Here is a 16,350-nt window from a genome sequence, read left to right on the forward strand (position 1 = left end):
AACTGGCCTCCAACCGCGCGGGGCCAAGTCCTCGCTTTTTTCAAAATACTCAAGATCGGCGGCGCCCTCTCTCGAACCGGCGGAGCAGGAGCGACAGGGAAATCGTCATCGTCAGATAGACGAGCGCCACGACATTGTAGGTCTCGAAATAGCGGAAATTGCCCGCGGCGATCACCTTGCCCAGCTGCGTGATGTCCGCCACGCCCAGCACGCTGACCAAGGAGGAATCCTTGACCATCGCGACGAAATCGTTGCCAAGCGGCGGCAGGATCGTGCGCAGCGCCTGCGGCCAGACAACGAAGCGGAACCGGTGCCACCGCGACAGGCCCAGCGCGTGCGCCGCCTCGATCTGGCCCGCATCCACCGCCTGCAGGCCCGCGCGGAACACCTCTGCCAGAAAGGCGGAATAGGCGAGGAACAGCGCGATGATCGCCCGCCACAGCAGGGGGAAATCCCGCGTCCGCGCCTCCGGCAGGCCCAGCGCGTTCCAGCCCGCGACCAGTGCCGGCGCCAGCACGAAAGCGACATACAGCAGCAGGACGAGGATCGGGATGCCGCGCATCACCTCGACGTAGAACCGCGCGATCTGCCGCAGCACGATGGACCCCGACCCCGCCATCAGCGCCAGCCCAAGCCCCAGCGCGCAGGCCATCGCATAACTGACAAGTGTGACCATGATCGTCGTCTGCACGCCCTGCATCAGCGTGCCCAGCACCTTGGACGACGCGGGGTCCGACAGGACGCCGGCAAACAGGCCCACCCCGATCATCACGACCGCGACCAGCCACCAGGGAAAGTCGCGGTCCGGCGACGTCATGGGCGGTTTATTCGCCCATCTTGAAGTCGAGGAACCATGTGGTGTTCAGCGCGTCCAGCGTGCCGTCGGCCTTCATCGCGGCAATCGCGGCATTGACGGGTGCGACAAGGTCGGAGCCCTTCGGAAAGATGAACCCGAAATCCTCGGTCCCCAGTTTTTCGCCCACGATCTTCAGCCCGCCGTCGCTGGCGGCGACATAGCCCGCACCGGCGGTGCCGTCGGTCAGCACGAGGTCCACGTCACCGGCGCGCAGCGCCTGCACGGTGGCGCCAAAGGTCTCCATCGTCTTGATCCGGGGATTGGCCTCGTCACCGTCCAGCACATCGTAGACGCCGACATAGAACGGCGTCGTGCCGGGCTGGGCCGCCATCAGCAGGTCCGGATCGGCGGCAAAGCTTGCGGCATCGCCAAAGCGGTCCTCGTCACCCCGCACCAGCATGACCATTTCCGACGTCATGTAGGGGTCAGAGAAATCGACGACCTCCTTGCGGTCGTCGCGGATCGTGATGCCGGTCATGCCGATGTCGTACTGCCCTTGCGAGACCGCAGGAATCATCGCGTCCCAGCTGGAGTTCTCGTAGGTCACGGTCATGTTCAGACGCTTGGCGATCTCGGCCATGGCGTCGTATTCCCAGCCGACGGCAGTGCCGTCCTGCACGAACTGCAGCGGCGGATAGGCGTTTTCAGTCACGACCGTCACGTCGCGCCCGCCAAGGTCCGGCAGGGCGTCCTGTGCCGTGGCCGCGGTGGCGCACAGGGCCGCAGCAAGTGTCATCAGAAGTTTCATCTCGGCAGTCCCCCTCAGGATGTTCGGCTCAGACCTTGGCCTGTGCTGCAGCCACCTTCAAGCCCCGCCCGCCGCAGACCGGGCAATCGGGGGCTGCGGGCACCTGCACGATCCGCGTCTCGGCATAGAGTGCATCGTAAATCAGCAACCGCCCGCCAAGGCCCGTGCCCGCGCCGGTCAGGGTCTTCACCGCCTCGACCGCCATCAACGACCCCATGACGCCGGGAAGCGGGCCGATCACCCCGGCCTCGGCACAGGTCGGCACGAGGCCCGGTGCGGGCCGGTCGGGGAACACGCAGGCATAGCAGGGCGTCCCCCGCGCCGGATCGTAAAGGCTGATCTGCCCTTCCCACTGGGTCAGTGCCGCGGCGATCAGCGGCACGCCGGCAGCGACGCAGGTCCGGTTCACCAGATACCGCGTGTCAAAGTTGTCGCAGCCGTCCAGCACCAGATCGTAATCCGCGATCAGATCCGCCGCGATGTCCTCGGTCAGACGACGGTCATAGGGTCGGACGGTCACATGGGGGTTCAGCTCGGCCACCGCCTGCAGTGCCGACTGCACCTTGGGCAAACCGCGTCCGCCGTCGCGGTGGATCACCTGCCGTTGCAGGTTGCTGGCATCGACCCGGTCGTCGTCGATCACCCCGATGGTGCCGACGCCGCTCGCCGCAAGGTACAGCAGCACCGGCGACCCGAGGCCCCCCGCGCCCACCACCAGCACACGCGCATCCTTCAGCGCCCGCTGGCCCCGCCCGCCGACTTCGCGCAGCATGATGTGGCGGGCATAGCGGGTCAGCTCGTCCTCGGAAAAACCGCCCGAGACCGGCACCGCCACCGCCGGCCTGACCCGCGCCTTGACCGCGCGCAGCACGGCGGCATAGCCCCAGACGACCGCACCCAGCCCCAGCAACAGCAGCCACAGCCGCGCGTCGCCGCCCGTCGCCGCGCGGAGCGGATGACCGTCCGGCAACACAAGTTGCGCCGCAATGACCGCGACCATCAGGATGCCGACCATGATCCAGCGCGCCTGCCGCGGCGCCTTCATCGCAGCCCCGACGCCCCAGATCACGGCGATCAGGAAACCGACCATGATCATGGCAGCACCCCCGTCGACCCGAATCCGCCCGCGCCCCGCGCGGTCTGGTCCAGATCGGCCAGCCCGAACGCCGCCCGCACGACGGGGGCCACGACAAGCTGCGCGATCCGCATCCCGTGCGTGACGGTGAAATCGGCCTCGCCCAGATTGACGATCAGCACGCCCAGCGGCCCGCGATAATCGCTGTCGATGGTCCCCGGCGCATTCACCAGCGCGATGCCATGCCGCAGCGCCAGCCCCGACCGCGCCCGGACCTGCACCTCGAACCCCTGCGGGATCTCCAGCCGCAGCCCCGTCGGCACCAGCGCCCGCGCGCCGGGGCGCACCAAAACACCTCCCGCCCGGTCAGCCGCACCCAGGTTGGCACAGACGTCCGCCCCCGCCGCCCCCGCGGTCTGATAGTCCGGCAGCGGCACGCTCCGGTCGGCGCCGGTGTCGTATGCAACGGCAATCCGCACGGCTTGCGCCGCGACGGGCATGTCCTCGCTTTTTCCCGAAATACTCCCGCCGGAGGCTCCGGCGCTCATGCCAGCGCCTCGGCCAGCCGCTGCGCCAGACGGACGGCCACCGCGTCCTTGCCCATGCGGGGCCAGTCCTCGGCGCCGTCCTGCGTGATCAGCGTCACCGCGTTCTCAATCCCGCCCATGATCCCGGTCCCGTCAGATACGTCGTTCGCCACGATCCAGTCGCAGCCCTTGCGCAGGCGCTTTTCCGTGGCCAGTCGCGTCACATCCTGCGTTTCCGCAGCAAAGCCCACGACCAGCCGCGGTCGTTGCGGACCGGGCGCCGAGACGGCAGCGAGGATGTCAGGATTTTCGGTCAGGTCCAGAACGGGCAGGCCACCGGCGGTCTTCTTCATCTTTTGCGCGCCCGCCTGCGTCACGCGCCAGTCCGCCACGGCGGCTGCAAAGACGGCGGCCTCTGCCGGCAGGGCCTCCATGACGGCGGCCTGCATCTGCACCGCCGTTTCCACCCGGATCACCGTCACACCCGCAGGCGGCGGCACGGTGGCCGGCCCGGTGACGAAGGTCACATCGGCCCCCAGCGCGATAAGTGCCCGCGCAATGGCCGTGCCCTGCGCCCCCGACGACCGGTTCGCGATATAGCGCACCGGGTCGATCGGTTCATGGGTCGGACCGGAGGTCACGATGACATGCCGCCCCGCCATCGGCCCCTTTGCAAAATGGCCTGAAATCGCAGTCAGGATCGCGGCCGGTTCCGCCAGCCGTCCGGGACCATGTTCGCCACAGGCCATGTCGCCCACGTCGGGCCCGACGAAGCGCAGGCCGTCGCCTTTCAGCGTCGCAAGATTGCGCTGGGTCGCCGGATGAACCCACATCCGCACGTTCATCGCGGGCGCCATCAACACCGGCGTATCCGTCGCCAGCAGCAGCGTGCTGGCCAGATCGCCCGCCAGCCCCGTCGCCGCCTTCGCCATCAGGTCGGCGGTGGCGGGAGCCACCACGATCAGGTCGGCCACGCGGCTCAGCTGGATGTGGCCCATCTCGGCCTCGTCGGTCAGATCGAAAAGGTCGGTATAGACCCGCTCTCCCGCCAAGGCAGACACGCTGAGCGGTGTCACGAATTCCGCCGCCGCACGCGTCATCACCGGCGTGACCGCGGCGCCGGTCGTGCGCAGCAGGCGGATCAGCTCCAATGATTTGTAAGCCGCGATGCCGCCGCCGATGATCAGCAGGATCCGCTTGTCGTGCAGCATGGCTCAGTCCCCTTTGTTGGCCCCAGATGTAGGCGGCAGCCGGGGCGATGACAACAACGGGCTATTGCGTGAAGGTGGCGCAGGGATCCGGGCGATCGGTGACACCGGTGACAGCCACGGCATCGAAGGGTGCGTCGGCCTCCGCCGCGCCCTCGATCTGGCCCAGCGACCAGACCTTCAGATCGGGCCGCGCAAGGCGCAGAGCAGCCGGCACGCCCACATCCGTGCGCGCGTGACCAGTGCCGGTGATCAGCACCACCGGCCCGCCCGTGGCATCAAAAGCGGACAGGGTCGCACCCGCAAAATCCGCATCGCGCAGACGCTGCGCCTCGACCATGCCGGGCAGCATCTCGGGCGGCAGGGCGCCGCAATGCGCCTCGGCCTGTTCCTGCGACAGCACCGCCAGTTGCGCATCGGTCAAGGGCGGCACGGGCGATGTGCTGACGGCGGCAGCACCCTCTTTCATCGCGCGCAGCATGTCGTCGCGCGGGACCGCGGCGCCGACGATCGTGGCACCCGGCGCTGCCGCAAAGATCGGCGCATACATCGCGAAATCCGGCCAGCCACTGTCGGCCCAGCCGGTCGCCGTGGCGACAGCCGCCGCATCGGTGCGGTCCACGGTCATCGCCGCCGCGGCCTGTGCTGGCGTCAGCATCTCGAACACCAGCGCCAATGGTTGCACCTGCGCCACGATCCCGGCCTGCGTGGCATGATGGGTCGGGTTGTCATGCACCTCGCCCAACACGAAAATGTCGGCCCCGGGCAAGGGGCCGACATCCGCATAAACAGGGCTGGCGCATAGGGCTGCGCACAGGACCGACCAACGCATCATGCGAAGAACGACAGGACTTCCCGGCTCTGGCTTTCAAGGTTCTTGCGCATCTTGCCGAAGGCCGCGGCCTCCAGCTGACGCACACGCTCCTTGCTCAGCCCCAGTTCGACGCCAAGGCTTTCCAGCGTGCGGGGATCGTCGCGCAGCTTACGCTCGCGCACGATGAACCGCTCGCGGTCATTCAGATCGCCCAGTGCCGTCAGCAGCCACTGACGCAGGCGTGCGTTGTCGTGGGACAGCTCCACGTTCTCGGCGGCCTGGGTCGAATCGTCTTCCAGCGCGTCGATCCACTCGCGGCCTTCATCCTCGGAGGATTGCGTGGCGTTCAGGCTGAAGTCGGAACCGGACAACCGGCCCTCCATCATCTCGACATCATGCAGCGGCACACCGACTTCGGTGGCGATCATCTGCCGCATGATGTGGCCTTCCAGCTTGCGGCCTTCGGCGGCGGCCTCACGCTCCAGCCGTGCCTGCACACGGCGCAGATTGAAGAACAGCGATTTCTGCGAGGATGTGGACCCGGTGCGGACCATCGACCAGTTGCGCATCACGTAATCCTGGATCGACGCCTTGATCCACCAGACGGCATAGGTCGAAAACCGCACGCCCCGGTCGGGATCGAATTTCTCGGCCGCTTTCATCAAACCGACAGAGGCTTCCTGGATTAGATCGTTCATCGGCGCGCCGTAGCGCTTGAACTTTGCAGCCATGGAAATGGCAAGGCGCATGTAGGCAGTGATCAGGCGGTGCAGGCTCTCCTCGCACCCCTCGTCGCGCCAAGCATAGGCAAGGCGCAACTCCGTTTCTGCATCCAGCAGCTCTGCTTTCATCGCGGTGCGCGACAGTGTCTGATCCGAAAATCCGTCAAAAGCCATCGTCATAATCCCCCAAGAGCATTGCACGAACTGCTTGTGTCGGACGACGATGCAGTTTCTATGACACCGAAACTTACATGACCGCGGGAAAGTTCCCACAAGATGTTGCATCACCTGACTTTCATACTAGGCGGCGCCGCGTCCGGCAAATCGGCCTACGCCGAAGGCTTGGTGAACAACACTTCAAAACCAAAGACTTACATCGCAACCGCGCAGCCCTTCGATGACGAGATGCGCCAAAAGATCGCAGCCCACAAAACCGCCCGCGGCACAGGCTGGACCACGATCGAGGCGCCTTTGGACCCCGCGGCAATCCTTGTCGCGCAGGATCCCGCCGGTGTCGTGCTGCTGGATTGCGTCACCCTGTGGTTGACCAATGTGCTTCTGGCGGATCAAGATGTGGCGGCGGCGGGCGACGGGTTGCTGGCAGCCCTTGCCGCCTGCCCCTGCCCCGTGGTCGTCGTCTCGAACGAGGTCGGTCAGGGCATCGTCCCCGACAACGCCCTGTCGCGGCGGTTTCGTGCGGCGCAGGGCCACCTGAACCAACGGCTCGCACGGCAGGCCGATACGGTCGTGGCGGTGATGGCCGGCCTGCCACTGGCGTTGAAAGAGGATCTGCCATGACGACGCTTTGGCTGGTGCGCCACGGACCCACCCATCAGAAGACGATGACCGGCTGGCGCGACGTGCCCGCCGACCTATCGGACCGGGACGCGCTGGTGCGCCTGTCGGCCTACCTGCCGGGGAACGCGCTGATCGTGTCGTCGGACCTGATCCGGGCAGTGACCACCGCCGATGCCGTCGCAGGGCAGCGCCGTCGCCTGCCCCATCAGGCGGACCTGCGGGAAATCGACTTCGGCGCATGGGACGGGATGTCTGGCGATGACGTCGCGGCGCGCGATCCGGTGCTGTCGCGGCAGTTCTGGGACCAGCCCGGCGACATTGCAGCGCCCGACGGCGAAAGCTGGAATGCCGTCACCGCCCGCGTCGCCGCGGCCATCGACCGCACCATCGCGGACCACAGCCCGGCGCATCTGGTGATCGTGGCGCACATGGGGGCCATCATGTCGCAGATCCCCCGCGCGACAGGCGAAACCGCGTCGCAATCCATGTCGCACCGCATCGACCCCCTCGGGGTCACCGACATGACCCTGACGCCCGCCGGCTGGCGGATCGGCCGGATCAATCACGTCGCCTGAGGAGCAGGCCATGACCCACACCCTCTACATCGGCAATCGCCTCTATTTCAGCTGGTCTCTGGCCGCCTGGCTGATGGTCGACCGCTTCGGCCTGTCGGACCATGTCAGAACGACCGTGCTGTACCCGGAAACGGAGGATGGCGTCGGCACGCTGATGACCGACCTTGCCCCTGCCCGGACATTGCCGACACTGGTGACACAGGACGGCGCGATCCTGTCCGACAGCATGGCCATCGCAGAGGAACTGGCGACGCGCTATCCCGCGGCGGGCCTCTGGCCGCAGGACCCGGTGGCCCGCGGCACCGCCCGGACGCTTGCGAACGAGATGCACAGCAGCTTTCGCGCATTGCGCGGCGGCTGGCCGGTGAACCTGCACCACAGCTATCAGCCGATCACGCCCCCCGCCGACGTCGCAGCGGAATGCGCCCGGCTGGAGACGGTCTGGACCCACGCGCGCGCTGTCACCGGGTCGCAGGGGCCATGGCTCTGCGGCGATTACAGCATCGCGGACGCGATCTTTGCCCCGATGGCGGTGCGGCTGGCGAACTACGGCTTCGACACGGCCCCCACGACCCGCGCCTATGTCGCGGCCCATCTGGCCGACGGCAGCCTGCGGCGCTGGCGCGCGATGGGGCTGGCGGCGGGCAAGGTGTCCGCAACCTTCGAACACGACGGCCCCACCCGCCCTTGGCCCGGCCCCGCGCCGCTGCCCGCCACCGCCGTCGACACAGGCACCCCGGAAAACGCCGCGTGTCCCTACTCCGGCGATCCGGTGACGCACCTGATGCAGATGGGTGGCCGCACCTTCGGGTTCTGCAACGCGTTCTGTCGCGACAAGACCATCGCCGACCCCGCCGCCTGGCCCGCCTTCATGGCATTGGTCTGACGCACCCAGTCCTCGCTTTTTCACAAATACTCCCGCGCGGCGCGCTTCGGCGCAGCCGAAATGGCATCAGACCTCCTTTGTCAGCGTCAGCCTGAAACTCACGGCCTCGGCCACATGGTTGCGGCGCACCGCCTCCGATCCATCCAGATCCGCGATGGTGCGCGCCACCCGCAGCACCCGGTGATAGCCGCGGGCCGACAGGCCAAAGCGGTCGGCCACGCGCAACAGCAGGTCGCGGCCTTCCGCATCGGGGGTGGCCACATCCTCCAGCACCGCGCCCTGGGCATCGGCGTTGGCCCACATCCCCGCGTGGCCTGCGTAGCGGGCGACCTGCACCTGCCGCGCCGTGGCAACGCGGGCGGCGATCGTGGCAGAGGATTCGCCCGTCATCGGCAGGTCGAGGTCGGTAAAGGACACCGGCGGCACCTCGACCCGCAGATCGAAGCGGTCCATCAACGGGCCGCTGATCCGGCCCATGTAGTCCTCTCCGAAGATCGGTGCACGCCCGCAGGCAAGCGCGGCATCGGCGAGGTAGCCGCATTTGCAGGGGTTCGCCGCGGCCACCAGCATGAAGCGGCAGGGATAGCGGACGTGGGCGTTGGCGCGGGCGACCACGACCTCTCCGGTCTCGATCGGCTGGCGCAGGGTTTCAAGGACGGCGCGGGGATATTCGGGGAACTCGTCCATGAAGAGGACACCGTTGTGCGCAAGGCTGATCTCTCCGGGTTTTGCCCCCCGCCCGCCGCCGACGATGGCGGCCATCGACGCCGTGTGGTGCGGTTCGCGAAAAGGTCGCGTGCGCGAAATGCCACCGTCGTCGAGCAGTCCCGCGAGCGAGTGGATCATCGAGGTCTCCAGCGCCTCGACCGGCGTCAGCGCCGGCAGGATGCCCGGGATGCGAGCGGCCAGCATGGACTTGCCGGACCCGGGCGAACCCACCAGCAGCAGGTGGTGACGGCCTGCGGCGGCGATCTCCAGCCCGCGCTTGGCGCGTTCCTGCCCCTTGACCTCTGACAGGCAGCGGGCGCCGCTGGCGTGGGTGACCTCTCCCGGCGTGGCGGGGTCGAGGACGGCGCGACCGGTCAGGTGTGCTATGGCCTGAGCTAGGGACGAAGGAGCGATGACGCGGACGCTGTCGACCCAGGCCGCCTCTGCCCCGCAGGCGGCGGGGCACATCAGGGACCGGTCGCCATCCCCGGCGGCCACCGCGGCGGGCAAGGCGCCGACGACGGGGACGAGGGTGCCGTCCAGCGACAACTCACCCAGGGCCACGAGGTCTGACACCTCTTCGTGGGGCACGATTTCGAGTGCGGCCAGTACCGCCAAGGCGATGGGCAGATCGAAGTGCGAGCCTTCCTTCGGCAAGTCGGCGGGCGAGAGGTTGATGCTGATCCGCTGGCTGGGCAGCGCGATCGCCATGGAGGTGAGCGCGGCACGGACGCGTTCACGCGCCTCTGACACGGCCTTGTCCGGCAGGCCGACGATGGCAAAGCCCGGCAGGCCGGGGCTGATTGCGCATTGCACCTGCACCAGCCGCGCGTCGATGCCGTCGAAGGCAACCGTATAGGCCATGGCGACCATCTGTGCGTTCCCCATTCACTTTGGTTAACAGGTACCGGCGGGGTAGTTGCCAAATAGTTAATCGGCCGCGGATGGCGTTCGATTTTCCGCCTTGCGGAAAATCGAAGCCTCCGGCGGGAGTATTTGGAAAAAAGCGAGGACCCTCGTCGGATTTAGGCGACGGGACCGGTGACGCGGTTGACGTGGCCCATCTTGCGGCCGGGGCGCGCCTCTGGCTTGCCATAGAGGTGCAGACTGGCATCGGTCTTGGCGATCTGCGGGACCCGGTCCATATCGGCGCCGATCAGATTTTCCATCACGACGTTGCTGTGACGTGACCCGTCACCCAGCGGCCAGCCCGCAACGGCGCGGATGTGCTGTTCGAACTGGTCGACAGCACAGCCGTTCTGGGTCCAGTGGCCGGAGTTGTGCACGCGGGGCGCGATCTCATTCACGATGAGGGCCTGCGGGGTGACGAAAACCTCCACGCCCAGCACGCCGACGTAGTCGAGGGCGTTCAGGATGCGGGCGGCGATCAGGATGGCGTCGGTGCGCTGGGTCGGGGTCAATGTCGCGGGGACGGTCGTTGTGTGCAGGATGCCGTCGCGGTGGACGTTCTGACCGGGGTCGAAGCAGGCGACGGCGCCGTCCTGACCGCGGGCTGCGATCACGGACACCTCGTGCGTGAAATCGACGAAGCCTTCCAGCACGGCGGGCTGTCCGGCCATCGTGGCGAGCGCCTCTGATGCATCGTCCGGGGATTTGATCCGGGCCTGCCCCTTGCCGTCATAGCCCATGCGCCGGGTCTTGAGGATTGCGGGCGTGCCGATCCTGGCCAATGCGGCATCGAGGGTGGCGGCGTCGGTCACGTCGGCGAAGGGCGCGACGGTCAGGCCGAGGGACTGCAGGAACGCCTTTTCGGTCAGGCGGTCCTGAGAGGTGGCAAGGGCGCGGCGCGGCGGGTGGATCGGGCGCAGCGCCTCGATCGTGTCGAGGGCCGCGGTGGGAATATTCTCGAACTCATAGGTGATGACGTCGCAGGCCTCGGCGAAGCGCGTGAGAGCCGCTGTATCGTCGTATCCGGCGGCCAGGTGGAAATTGGAGACATGGGAGGCCGGGCAATCGCCCGCAGGCTCAAAGATGCAGGTCTTGAAGCCGAGGCGCGCGGCTGCGACCGACAGCATGCGGCCCAGCTGGCCGCCGCCGAGGATGCCGATGGTGGCGCCGGGGGCGAGCGGGTCAGTCATCGGTCGGTTCCTCTGGGATGGAGGCGGAGAGGTCGGCGCGCCATTGATCGAGGCGCTGTGCGAGGGCGGGATCGTTCAGGGCGAGGATACCAGCGGCCATGAGACCGGCATTGGCCGCCCCGGCGGCGCCGATGGCCATGGTCGCGACAGGATAGCCGCGCGGCATCTGCAGGATGGAATAAAGGCTGTCCACGCCGTGCAATGCGCGGGTCTGGATCGGCACGCCGATCACCGGCAAGCGGGTCTTGGACGCCATCATCCCGGGCAGATGCGCGGCCCCGCCCGCACCCGCGATGATGACCTTGAGGCCCCGGTCCACGGCGGTCTTGCCGTAGTCCCACAGACGGTCCGGGGTCCGGTGGGCGCTGACGATCCGCGTGGCGTAGGGCACGCTAAGGGCGTCGAGGATCGCGGCTGCCTCTTTCATCGTCGGCCAGTCGGACTGGCTGCCCATGATGATGCCGATCTGCACGTCTGCCATCGAATGCCCCTTCTGCCCGTCAGGCGCGCTTTATACCGGGCTGTGCCGTGGCGGCAAGCGGGGCCTGTCAGGCGATGATATCGGGGTTCAGGCGGTCTTCCAACCGGGCGATCTGATCCTTGAGAAACAGCTTCTTTTTCTTGAGGCGCTTCAGCGTCAGAACGTCGCCGGGGTGGCGTTCCTGCAACACGGATATCGCGAGGTCAAGATCGCGGTGTTCGCCGCGCAACACGGCGAGTTCTACGGTCAGGACCTCCGCCTCGTTCATGCGGGTAGAGGAATTCATGGTGGTCTTTCGATCTGGGTGCGCGCCACGGTAGGGACACACAGGTTTACATTGCCTTACCGCCTTTGCGGGCAAACACCTAGGAATTTTCCGCAGCCTTGACCTCCGCCGGCGGTTGATCTTGCGCCATCGCGCCCGGTTTCCCATATTGAGGTCATCGGTTGCCGCCTGCGGGACCGGTTTGCAGATGTCGCTTTATCACGAAGGACGTGGCGCATGACAAAAATGGCTTTGGGAACGCATCCGTTCTTGCTGGGGTTCGAACAGTTGGAACGACTGGTCGAGCGGACGGCGAAGACCGGCAATGACGGCTATCCCCCCTACAACATCGAACAGACCTCCGAGCGGTCCTACAGGATCACGCTGGCCGTGGCCGGTTTCGCAGAGGAGGACCTGTCGATCACGATCGAGGATTCCGCACTGGTCGTGCGCGGTCGCCTGACCGAGGACATGGGCGAGCGGGTGTTCCTGCATCGCGGCATCGCGGGCCGACAGTTCCAGCGGTCCTTCGTTCTGGCCGAGGGGGTCGAGGTGGGGACTGCCACGATCGTGAACGGCCTGCTGCACATCGATCTGAACCGAAGCGAACCCGACCGCGTTATACAGACAATACAGATCCGGAAAGGATAGTTCATGTTTACCAAGCAAGATCTGCAATCGCTGGGCGAGAACATCGTCTACCTCAAGCCTGTGGCCACGCAGGACCTGCCGGAAGAGGTGCGCGCTCAGGCGGGCGATCTGGACGTGCTGTTCGCGGTCCATAACACCAAGGGTGAACAGGTGGCCCTGGTGGCGAGCGAAGGTATCGCGACCCACCTGGCGGCAGAGCATCACATGCAACTGGTCACGCTGCACTAGATGTCTGGCCATTCGGCAGATGTGGCGCGCGGCGCTGGTCGCGCGCCCCGCGCGATGCTGCGGCTGGCGGGAACTGCGCTGATCTGGTTCGCCATGGGTGCGGGCGCCGGTCATGCCCAGGGTTCTACCTGTGTCACCGACGCCGGCGGCGTCACGCAATGCAGTGCCGCGCCACGCTATCAAGCCGACAGCGTCGGCATCCTGCGCGACGGCACGACGTCACAGGACCCTGTGAACATCCCCGCCCTGCGCGGTGAAGACGAGACGGAAGATGTGGGTGCGGCGTTCCGGAACATGACACAGCAGCCGCAGACGAGCGGCGCAGGCATCGGGTGCCGGACGGATGCGACGGGTGTGACCCGCTGCTAGCCGCTGTGCCCGCGTTCGGGTTCAATCTTTCCCTACAGCATCAAGCGCCTCGACCTCAGTGATCGTGCGGCGTCCGTCGATCACGCGCCGATCATACGCGAGATCAGGGTTTCCGGTGTGTCGAAGCGGGGATCGGGCTGGGCGGCGACCGCCGCGCGCAGTGCCTGAACCGCTGACTGCCCGGTCCAGACGCCGAGTGTCGATATGGGATAGGGGCAAAGATCCGGCGGCGATCCTGCAAGGCGCTGTTCCAACCAGATGTCGCGCAGCGCAGCGGCGCTGACCTTCAGCAACTCCTCCATCTTTTCGCGCCGGCGACCGGGTGTCGCGCCGACGAAAAGACCGCGGCCCGCATAGGCAAGACGCGTGTTTGCATGGTGGCAGCAGTCGGCCAGCATGCTGCCCGTCAGGTGAAGCCGCTTCACGACATCCTTGTCGGTGTTGGCCCCCAACGACTGGACCGGCGAGATCCGGACCGCGAAGAGAGACAGCGCGTGGCAGCCCGCAGGCAATTCCAGCAGCGCATTCTGAAGCGCCAGAAAAGGAACGGGCGCCCCGTTCTTTCCGGCCGAAATGCTGTCGTCATACCCCAGGGCCGCCCGCCTGCGCAGGGTGTCGGTTTCGGCGCGCGCCTTGCGTTCGCGCCGGACACTGGCGTTCAGCATGGCGGCCACATGCAGACGAGCGCCCAGATCAAGGCCATCGAGCGGCTTGCGTACGAAATCCGTCGCACCGGCCCGGAACGCGCGCTCCATGGCGTCGGCGGCCTGACTGGCGGTAATCATGATGATGGGCGTGGCCGTGTATCGCGGCATGGCCCGCAGCGCGGCGCAGAGGTTGATCCCGTCGCGACCCGGCATGACGATATCGACCAGAAACGCATCGAAGGGATTGTCGGCCGCGGCGATGATCTCCAACGCCTCTTCGGCCGATGCGGCACAGGTCAGGTCGTAGACGCCACCCAGCCACATCGGTGACTGCAGCAGTTCAAGGATCATGGGATCGTCGTCGATGGCAAGGATACGCATGGTGAAACTCCGCAACGGGTGACCGCAAAACAGGGTGACGGCCCATCATGGTTAACGGCCAATCGTGTTTGCAACGCGGCGATACTGCGGTGAATGCGTGATAGGCAGGCAGGCAAAAGGCCGGGCACATGGCCCGGCCTCTTGTCAATGCAGTGCGACCGGCGCGATCAGGCGGTGATCAGGCCCATCGATTCCAGCTTGAGGATCACCTGATGGGCGCAGTTGTCGACCTCGGTCGCCTCTGTCTCCAGCCGCATTTCGGGGCTTTCCGGCACGTCGTAGGGGTCAGAAATCCCGGTGAATTCCTTGATCTTGCCTTCACGCGCCAGCTTGTAAAGACCCTTGCGGTCCCGGCGTTCGCATTCCGCGATCGAGGTGGCGACGTGGATTTCGATGAAGGCACCGAACTGTTCGACATCCTCGCGCACCGCACGGCGGGTCGTGGCATAGGGGGCGATGGGCGCACAGATCGCGATACCGCCGTTCTTGGTGATCTCGGACGCGACATAGCCGATGCGGCGGATGTTCAGGTCGCGGTGTTCCTTGCTGAAGCCCAGTTCAGACGACAGGTTCTTGCGCACGATGTCACCATCCAGCAGCGTCACCGGGCGACCGCCCATTTCCATCAGCTTGACCATCAGCGCGTTGGCAATCGTCGACTTGCCGGAACCGGAGAAGCCGGTGAAGAACACGGTGAAGCCCTGCTTGTTGCGCGCGGGCCGCGTGCGACGCAATTCGGAGACGACCTGCGGGAAAGAGAACCACTCGGGGATTTCCAGACCTTCGGCCAGACGGCGACGCAGTTCGGTGCCCGAGATGTCAAGCACGGTGCCGCCCTCGGGGACTTCATCCGCGGGGAAATACTGCGCTTTTTCCTGCACATAGACCATGTGCTTGAAATCGACCATCTCAACGCCGATTTCGTCCTGGTATTTTTTGAACAGATCCTGCGCATCGTAGGGGCCGTAGAAGTCCTTGCCGGCAGAGTTCTTGCCGGGGCCCGCGTGGTCGCGGCCCACGATGAAGTGGGTGCAGCCGTGGTTGGCGCGGATCAGGCCATGCCAGACCGCCTCGCGCGGGCCAGCCATGCGCATGGCGAGGTTCAGCAGCGACATCGAGGTGGTGGAGGCGGGATACTGGTCCAGCACGGCTTCGTAGCAGCGCACGCGGGTGAAGTGATCGACGTCGCCGGGCTTGGTCATGCCGACGACCGGGTGGATCAGCAGGTTGGCCTGCGCCTCGCGGGCGGCCCGGAACGTCAGTTCCTGATGCGCGCGGTGCAGCGGGTTGCGGGTCTGGAAGGCCACGACCTTGCGCCAGCCCAGCTTGCGGAACAGCGCGCGGAGTTCGTTCGGCGTGTCGCGGCGCGAGCGGAAGTCATAGTGGACGGGCTGCTGGATGCCGGTCACCGGGCCACCCAGATAGACGGCACCAGCGGTGTTGTGCAGGTAATTGACGGCCGGGTGGGCCGAATCGTCAGCGCCGAAGACCTTTTCGGCCTCCAGCTGCTTGTTCGGCACCCATTTGTCGGTGACCGTCATGGTGGCAAGGATCACGCCTTCCTGATCGCGCAAGGCGATGTCGGTGCCGACCTCGACCGTCTCGGCGAACTTTTCGGACACATCAAGGGTGATCGGCATCGGCCAGAGCTTGCCGTCGGACAGGCGCATGTCGGACACGACGGAATCGTAGTCGGCCTCTGGCAGGAACCCCTTCAGCGGGTAGAAGCCGCCGTTCATCAGCAATTCAAGATCGCAGATCTGGCGTGACGTCAGATCGTGGCTGACCAGATCGCCGGCCTCGGCCTTCAGCCGCTGCGCGCTGTCTGGCGAAACGTACAGTTCTGGGATCGGCGAAAGGTTGTTCTGCATGGTCGAAATCCTGTTCAGGGTGAAGGCATAGCCGCTGGCCTGTCCGGTCAGCTCGGCGTGGAGGGCGTCATATTCGGCGAACTTGCGCGCCAGGAACCTGTCGGTCAGGCGGGCCTTCAGCGCCGCGCCCTTGTGGGTCAGGCCGTAGGCCACACGGCTGCGCCGGTCGGCACCGGATTGCTCACCCAGGCTGACGTGACCGTCGGCGATGGCCTGCTTGATCTGCGCGTTCAGCCGCCCCAGCGACACGCCCACCGCCGCCGCCGTCTCGCGCTGGCTGGCAAAGGGCGCCAGATCGAGCTGCCGCAGAAGGCGGAACAGGCCCTCCTCGGCATCGGTCATAAGAACGGGTTTCAGGACAGTCACAGTGCGGCGATTCGATATATGTTCATGCTTGAACGCTCTTTGCCTCAAAAAGTCTGTTCATGAAAGAACAAACTT

General features: G+C 66.3%; 19 protein-coding genes. 6 read left to right on the forward strand and 13 right to left on the reverse strand.

All coding sequences use genetic code 11. The features are described 5' to 3' along the window. Positions 1–49: 49 nt before the first annotated feature. The 7 genes from GLR48_RS02020 to GLR48_RS02050 form a co-directional block, all read right to left on the reverse strand. Positions 50–817 (reverse strand): amino acid ABC transporter permease, encoded by a 768-nt coding sequence (locus GLR48_RS02020; protein WP_237058240.1) that lies wholly within the window; start codon positions 815–817, stop codon positions 50–52. Positions 818–824: 7 nt separating this feature from the next. Beyond that, a complete protein-coding gene (locus GLR48_RS02025) occupies positions 825–1,604 on the reverse strand; it encodes a transporter substrate-binding domain-containing protein (protein ID WP_237058242.1) in 780 nt (259 codons plus the stop codon). A 28-nt stretch (positions 1,605–1,632) separates the two neighbouring features. Beyond that, complete coding sequence (locus GLR48_RS02030; RefSeq protein ID WP_237058244.1) at positions 1,633–2,700, reverse strand: HesA/MoeB/ThiF family protein; 1,068 nt, start codon at positions 2,698–2,700, stop codon at positions 1,633–1,635. Beyond that, entirely contained in the window at positions 2,697–3,179 is a 483-nt protein-coding gene (gene dut, locus GLR48_RS02035; RefSeq protein ID WP_237064298.1) for a dUTP diphosphatase, read from the reverse strand. Before dut ends, GLR48_RS02030 begins: the two co-directional genes overlap by 4 nt. Before the next feature lie 44 nt (positions 3,180–3,223). Beyond that, a complete protein-coding gene (gene coaBC / locus GLR48_RS02040; protein ID WP_237058246.1) occupies positions 3,224–4,417 on the reverse strand; it encodes a bifunctional phosphopantothenoylcysteine decarboxylase/phosphopantothenate--cysteine ligase CoaBC in 1,194 nt (397 codons plus the stop codon). Positions 4,418–4,478: 61 nt separating this feature from the next. Beyond that, on the reverse strand, positions 4,479–5,183 hold the full coding sequence (locus tag GLR48_RS02045; protein WP_237058248.1) for a ChaN family lipoprotein: 705 nt from the start codon (positions 5,181–5,183) through the stop codon (positions 4,479–4,481). Between the two features lie 62 nt (positions 5,184–5,245). Further along, the gene (locus tag GLR48_RS02050; RefSeq protein WP_237058249.1) at positions 5,246–6,124 is read right to left on the reverse strand and encodes an RNA polymerase factor sigma-32; all 879 of its coding nucleotides are present in this window, start codon (positions 6,122–6,124) and stop codon (positions 5,246–5,248) included. 102 nt (positions 6,125–6,226) lie between these two features. Between GLR48_RS02050 and cobU the strand changes: the two genes are divergently transcribed. Genes cobU through GLR48_RS02065 form a run of 3 tightly spaced genes read left to right on the forward strand, consistent with a single transcriptional unit; the run spans position 6,227 to position 8,209 of the window. Continuing rightward, on the forward strand, positions 6,227–6,748 hold the full coding sequence (gene cobU, locus GLR48_RS02055; protein WP_237058251.1) for a bifunctional adenosylcobinamide kinase/adenosylcobinamide-phosphate guanylyltransferase: 522 nt from the start codon (positions 6,227–6,229) through the stop codon (positions 6,746–6,748). After that, positions 6,745–7,323 (forward strand): histidine phosphatase family protein, encoded by a 579-nt coding sequence (locus tag GLR48_RS02060; protein WP_237058253.1) that lies wholly within the window; start codon positions 6,745–6,747, stop codon positions 7,321–7,323. The genes cobU and GLR48_RS02060 overlap by 4 nt, the downstream gene beginning before the upstream one ends. Positions 7,324–7,333: 10 nt before the next feature. After that, positions 7,334–8,209, forward strand: coding sequence for a glutathione S-transferase (locus GLR48_RS02065; RefSeq protein WP_237058255.1), 876 nt, complete (start codon positions 7,334–7,336; stop codon positions 8,207–8,209). Positions 8,210–8,275: 66 nt separating this feature from the next. Here GLR48_RS02065 and GLR48_RS02070 read toward each other — a convergent pair whose 3' ends face one another. From GLR48_RS02070 to GLR48_RS02085, 4 genes are all read right to left on the reverse strand, one after another. Next, positions 8,276–9,790 (reverse strand): YifB family Mg chelatase-like AAA ATPase, encoded by a 1,515-nt coding sequence (locus tag GLR48_RS02070; protein ID WP_237058257.1) that lies wholly within the window; start codon positions 9,788–9,790, stop codon positions 8,276–8,278. Positions 9,791–9,942: 152 nt separating this feature from the next. Continuing rightward, entirely contained in the window at positions 9,943–11,016 is a 1,074-nt protein-coding gene (locus GLR48_RS02075) for a 5-(carboxyamino)imidazole ribonucleotide synthase (protein WP_237058259.1), read from the reverse strand. Continuing rightward, complete coding sequence (gene purE / locus GLR48_RS02080) at positions 11,009–11,497, reverse strand: 5-(carboxyamino)imidazole ribonucleotide mutase (protein ID WP_237058261.1); 489 nt, start codon at positions 11,495–11,497, stop codon at positions 11,009–11,011. The genes GLR48_RS02075 and purE overlap by 8 nt, the downstream gene beginning before the upstream one ends. 67 nt (positions 11,498–11,564) lie before the next feature. After that, entirely contained in the window at positions 11,565–11,783 is a 219-nt protein-coding gene (locus GLR48_RS02085) for a YdcH family protein (RefSeq protein ID WP_237058263.1), read from the reverse strand. 216 nt (positions 11,784–11,999) lie between these two features. Here GLR48_RS02085 and GLR48_RS02090 point away from each other — a divergent pair, with 216 nt between their 5' ends. The 3 genes from GLR48_RS02090 to GLR48_RS02100 are packed head-to-tail and all read left to right on the forward strand — an operon-like array spanning position 12,000 to position 13,010. Next, positions 12,000–12,413, forward strand: coding sequence for an Hsp20 family protein (locus GLR48_RS02090; protein ID WP_237058265.1), 414 nt, complete (start codon positions 12,000–12,002; stop codon positions 12,411–12,413). Between the two features lie 3 nt (positions 12,414–12,416). Beyond that, positions 12,417–12,641 carry a DUF1150 family protein gene (locus tag GLR48_RS02095; protein ID WP_237058267.1) on the forward strand — a complete coding sequence of 75 codons (225 nt, stop codon included), beginning with the start codon at positions 12,417–12,419 and terminating at the stop codon, positions 12,639–12,641. After that, complete coding sequence (locus GLR48_RS02100) at positions 12,642–13,010, forward strand: hypothetical protein (protein ID WP_237058269.1); 369 nt, start codon at positions 12,642–12,644, stop codon at positions 13,008–13,010. Between the two features lie 80 nt (positions 13,011–13,090). On the opposite strand, the gene GLR48_RS02105 is transcribed toward GLR48_RS02100, so the two are convergent. Then, positions 13,091–14,038 (reverse strand): response regulator, encoded by a 948-nt coding sequence (locus GLR48_RS02105; RefSeq protein WP_237058271.1) that lies wholly within the window; start codon positions 14,036–14,038, stop codon positions 13,091–13,093. A 167-nt stretch (positions 14,039–14,205) separates the two neighbouring features. After that, positions 14,206–16,251, reverse strand: a complete 2,046-nt coding sequence (locus GLR48_RS02110; RefSeq protein WP_237058273.1) for a bifunctional sulfate adenylyltransferase/adenylylsulfate kinase — start codon at positions 16,249–16,251, stop codon at positions 14,206–14,208. Positions 16,252–16,350: the final 99 nt, after the last annotated feature.

Origin of the sequence: Loktanella sp. M215 (genome assembly GCF_021735925.1) — a bacterium.
Lineage (GTDB): Bacteria > Pseudomonadota > Alphaproteobacteria > Rhodobacterales > Rhodobacteraceae > Loktanella.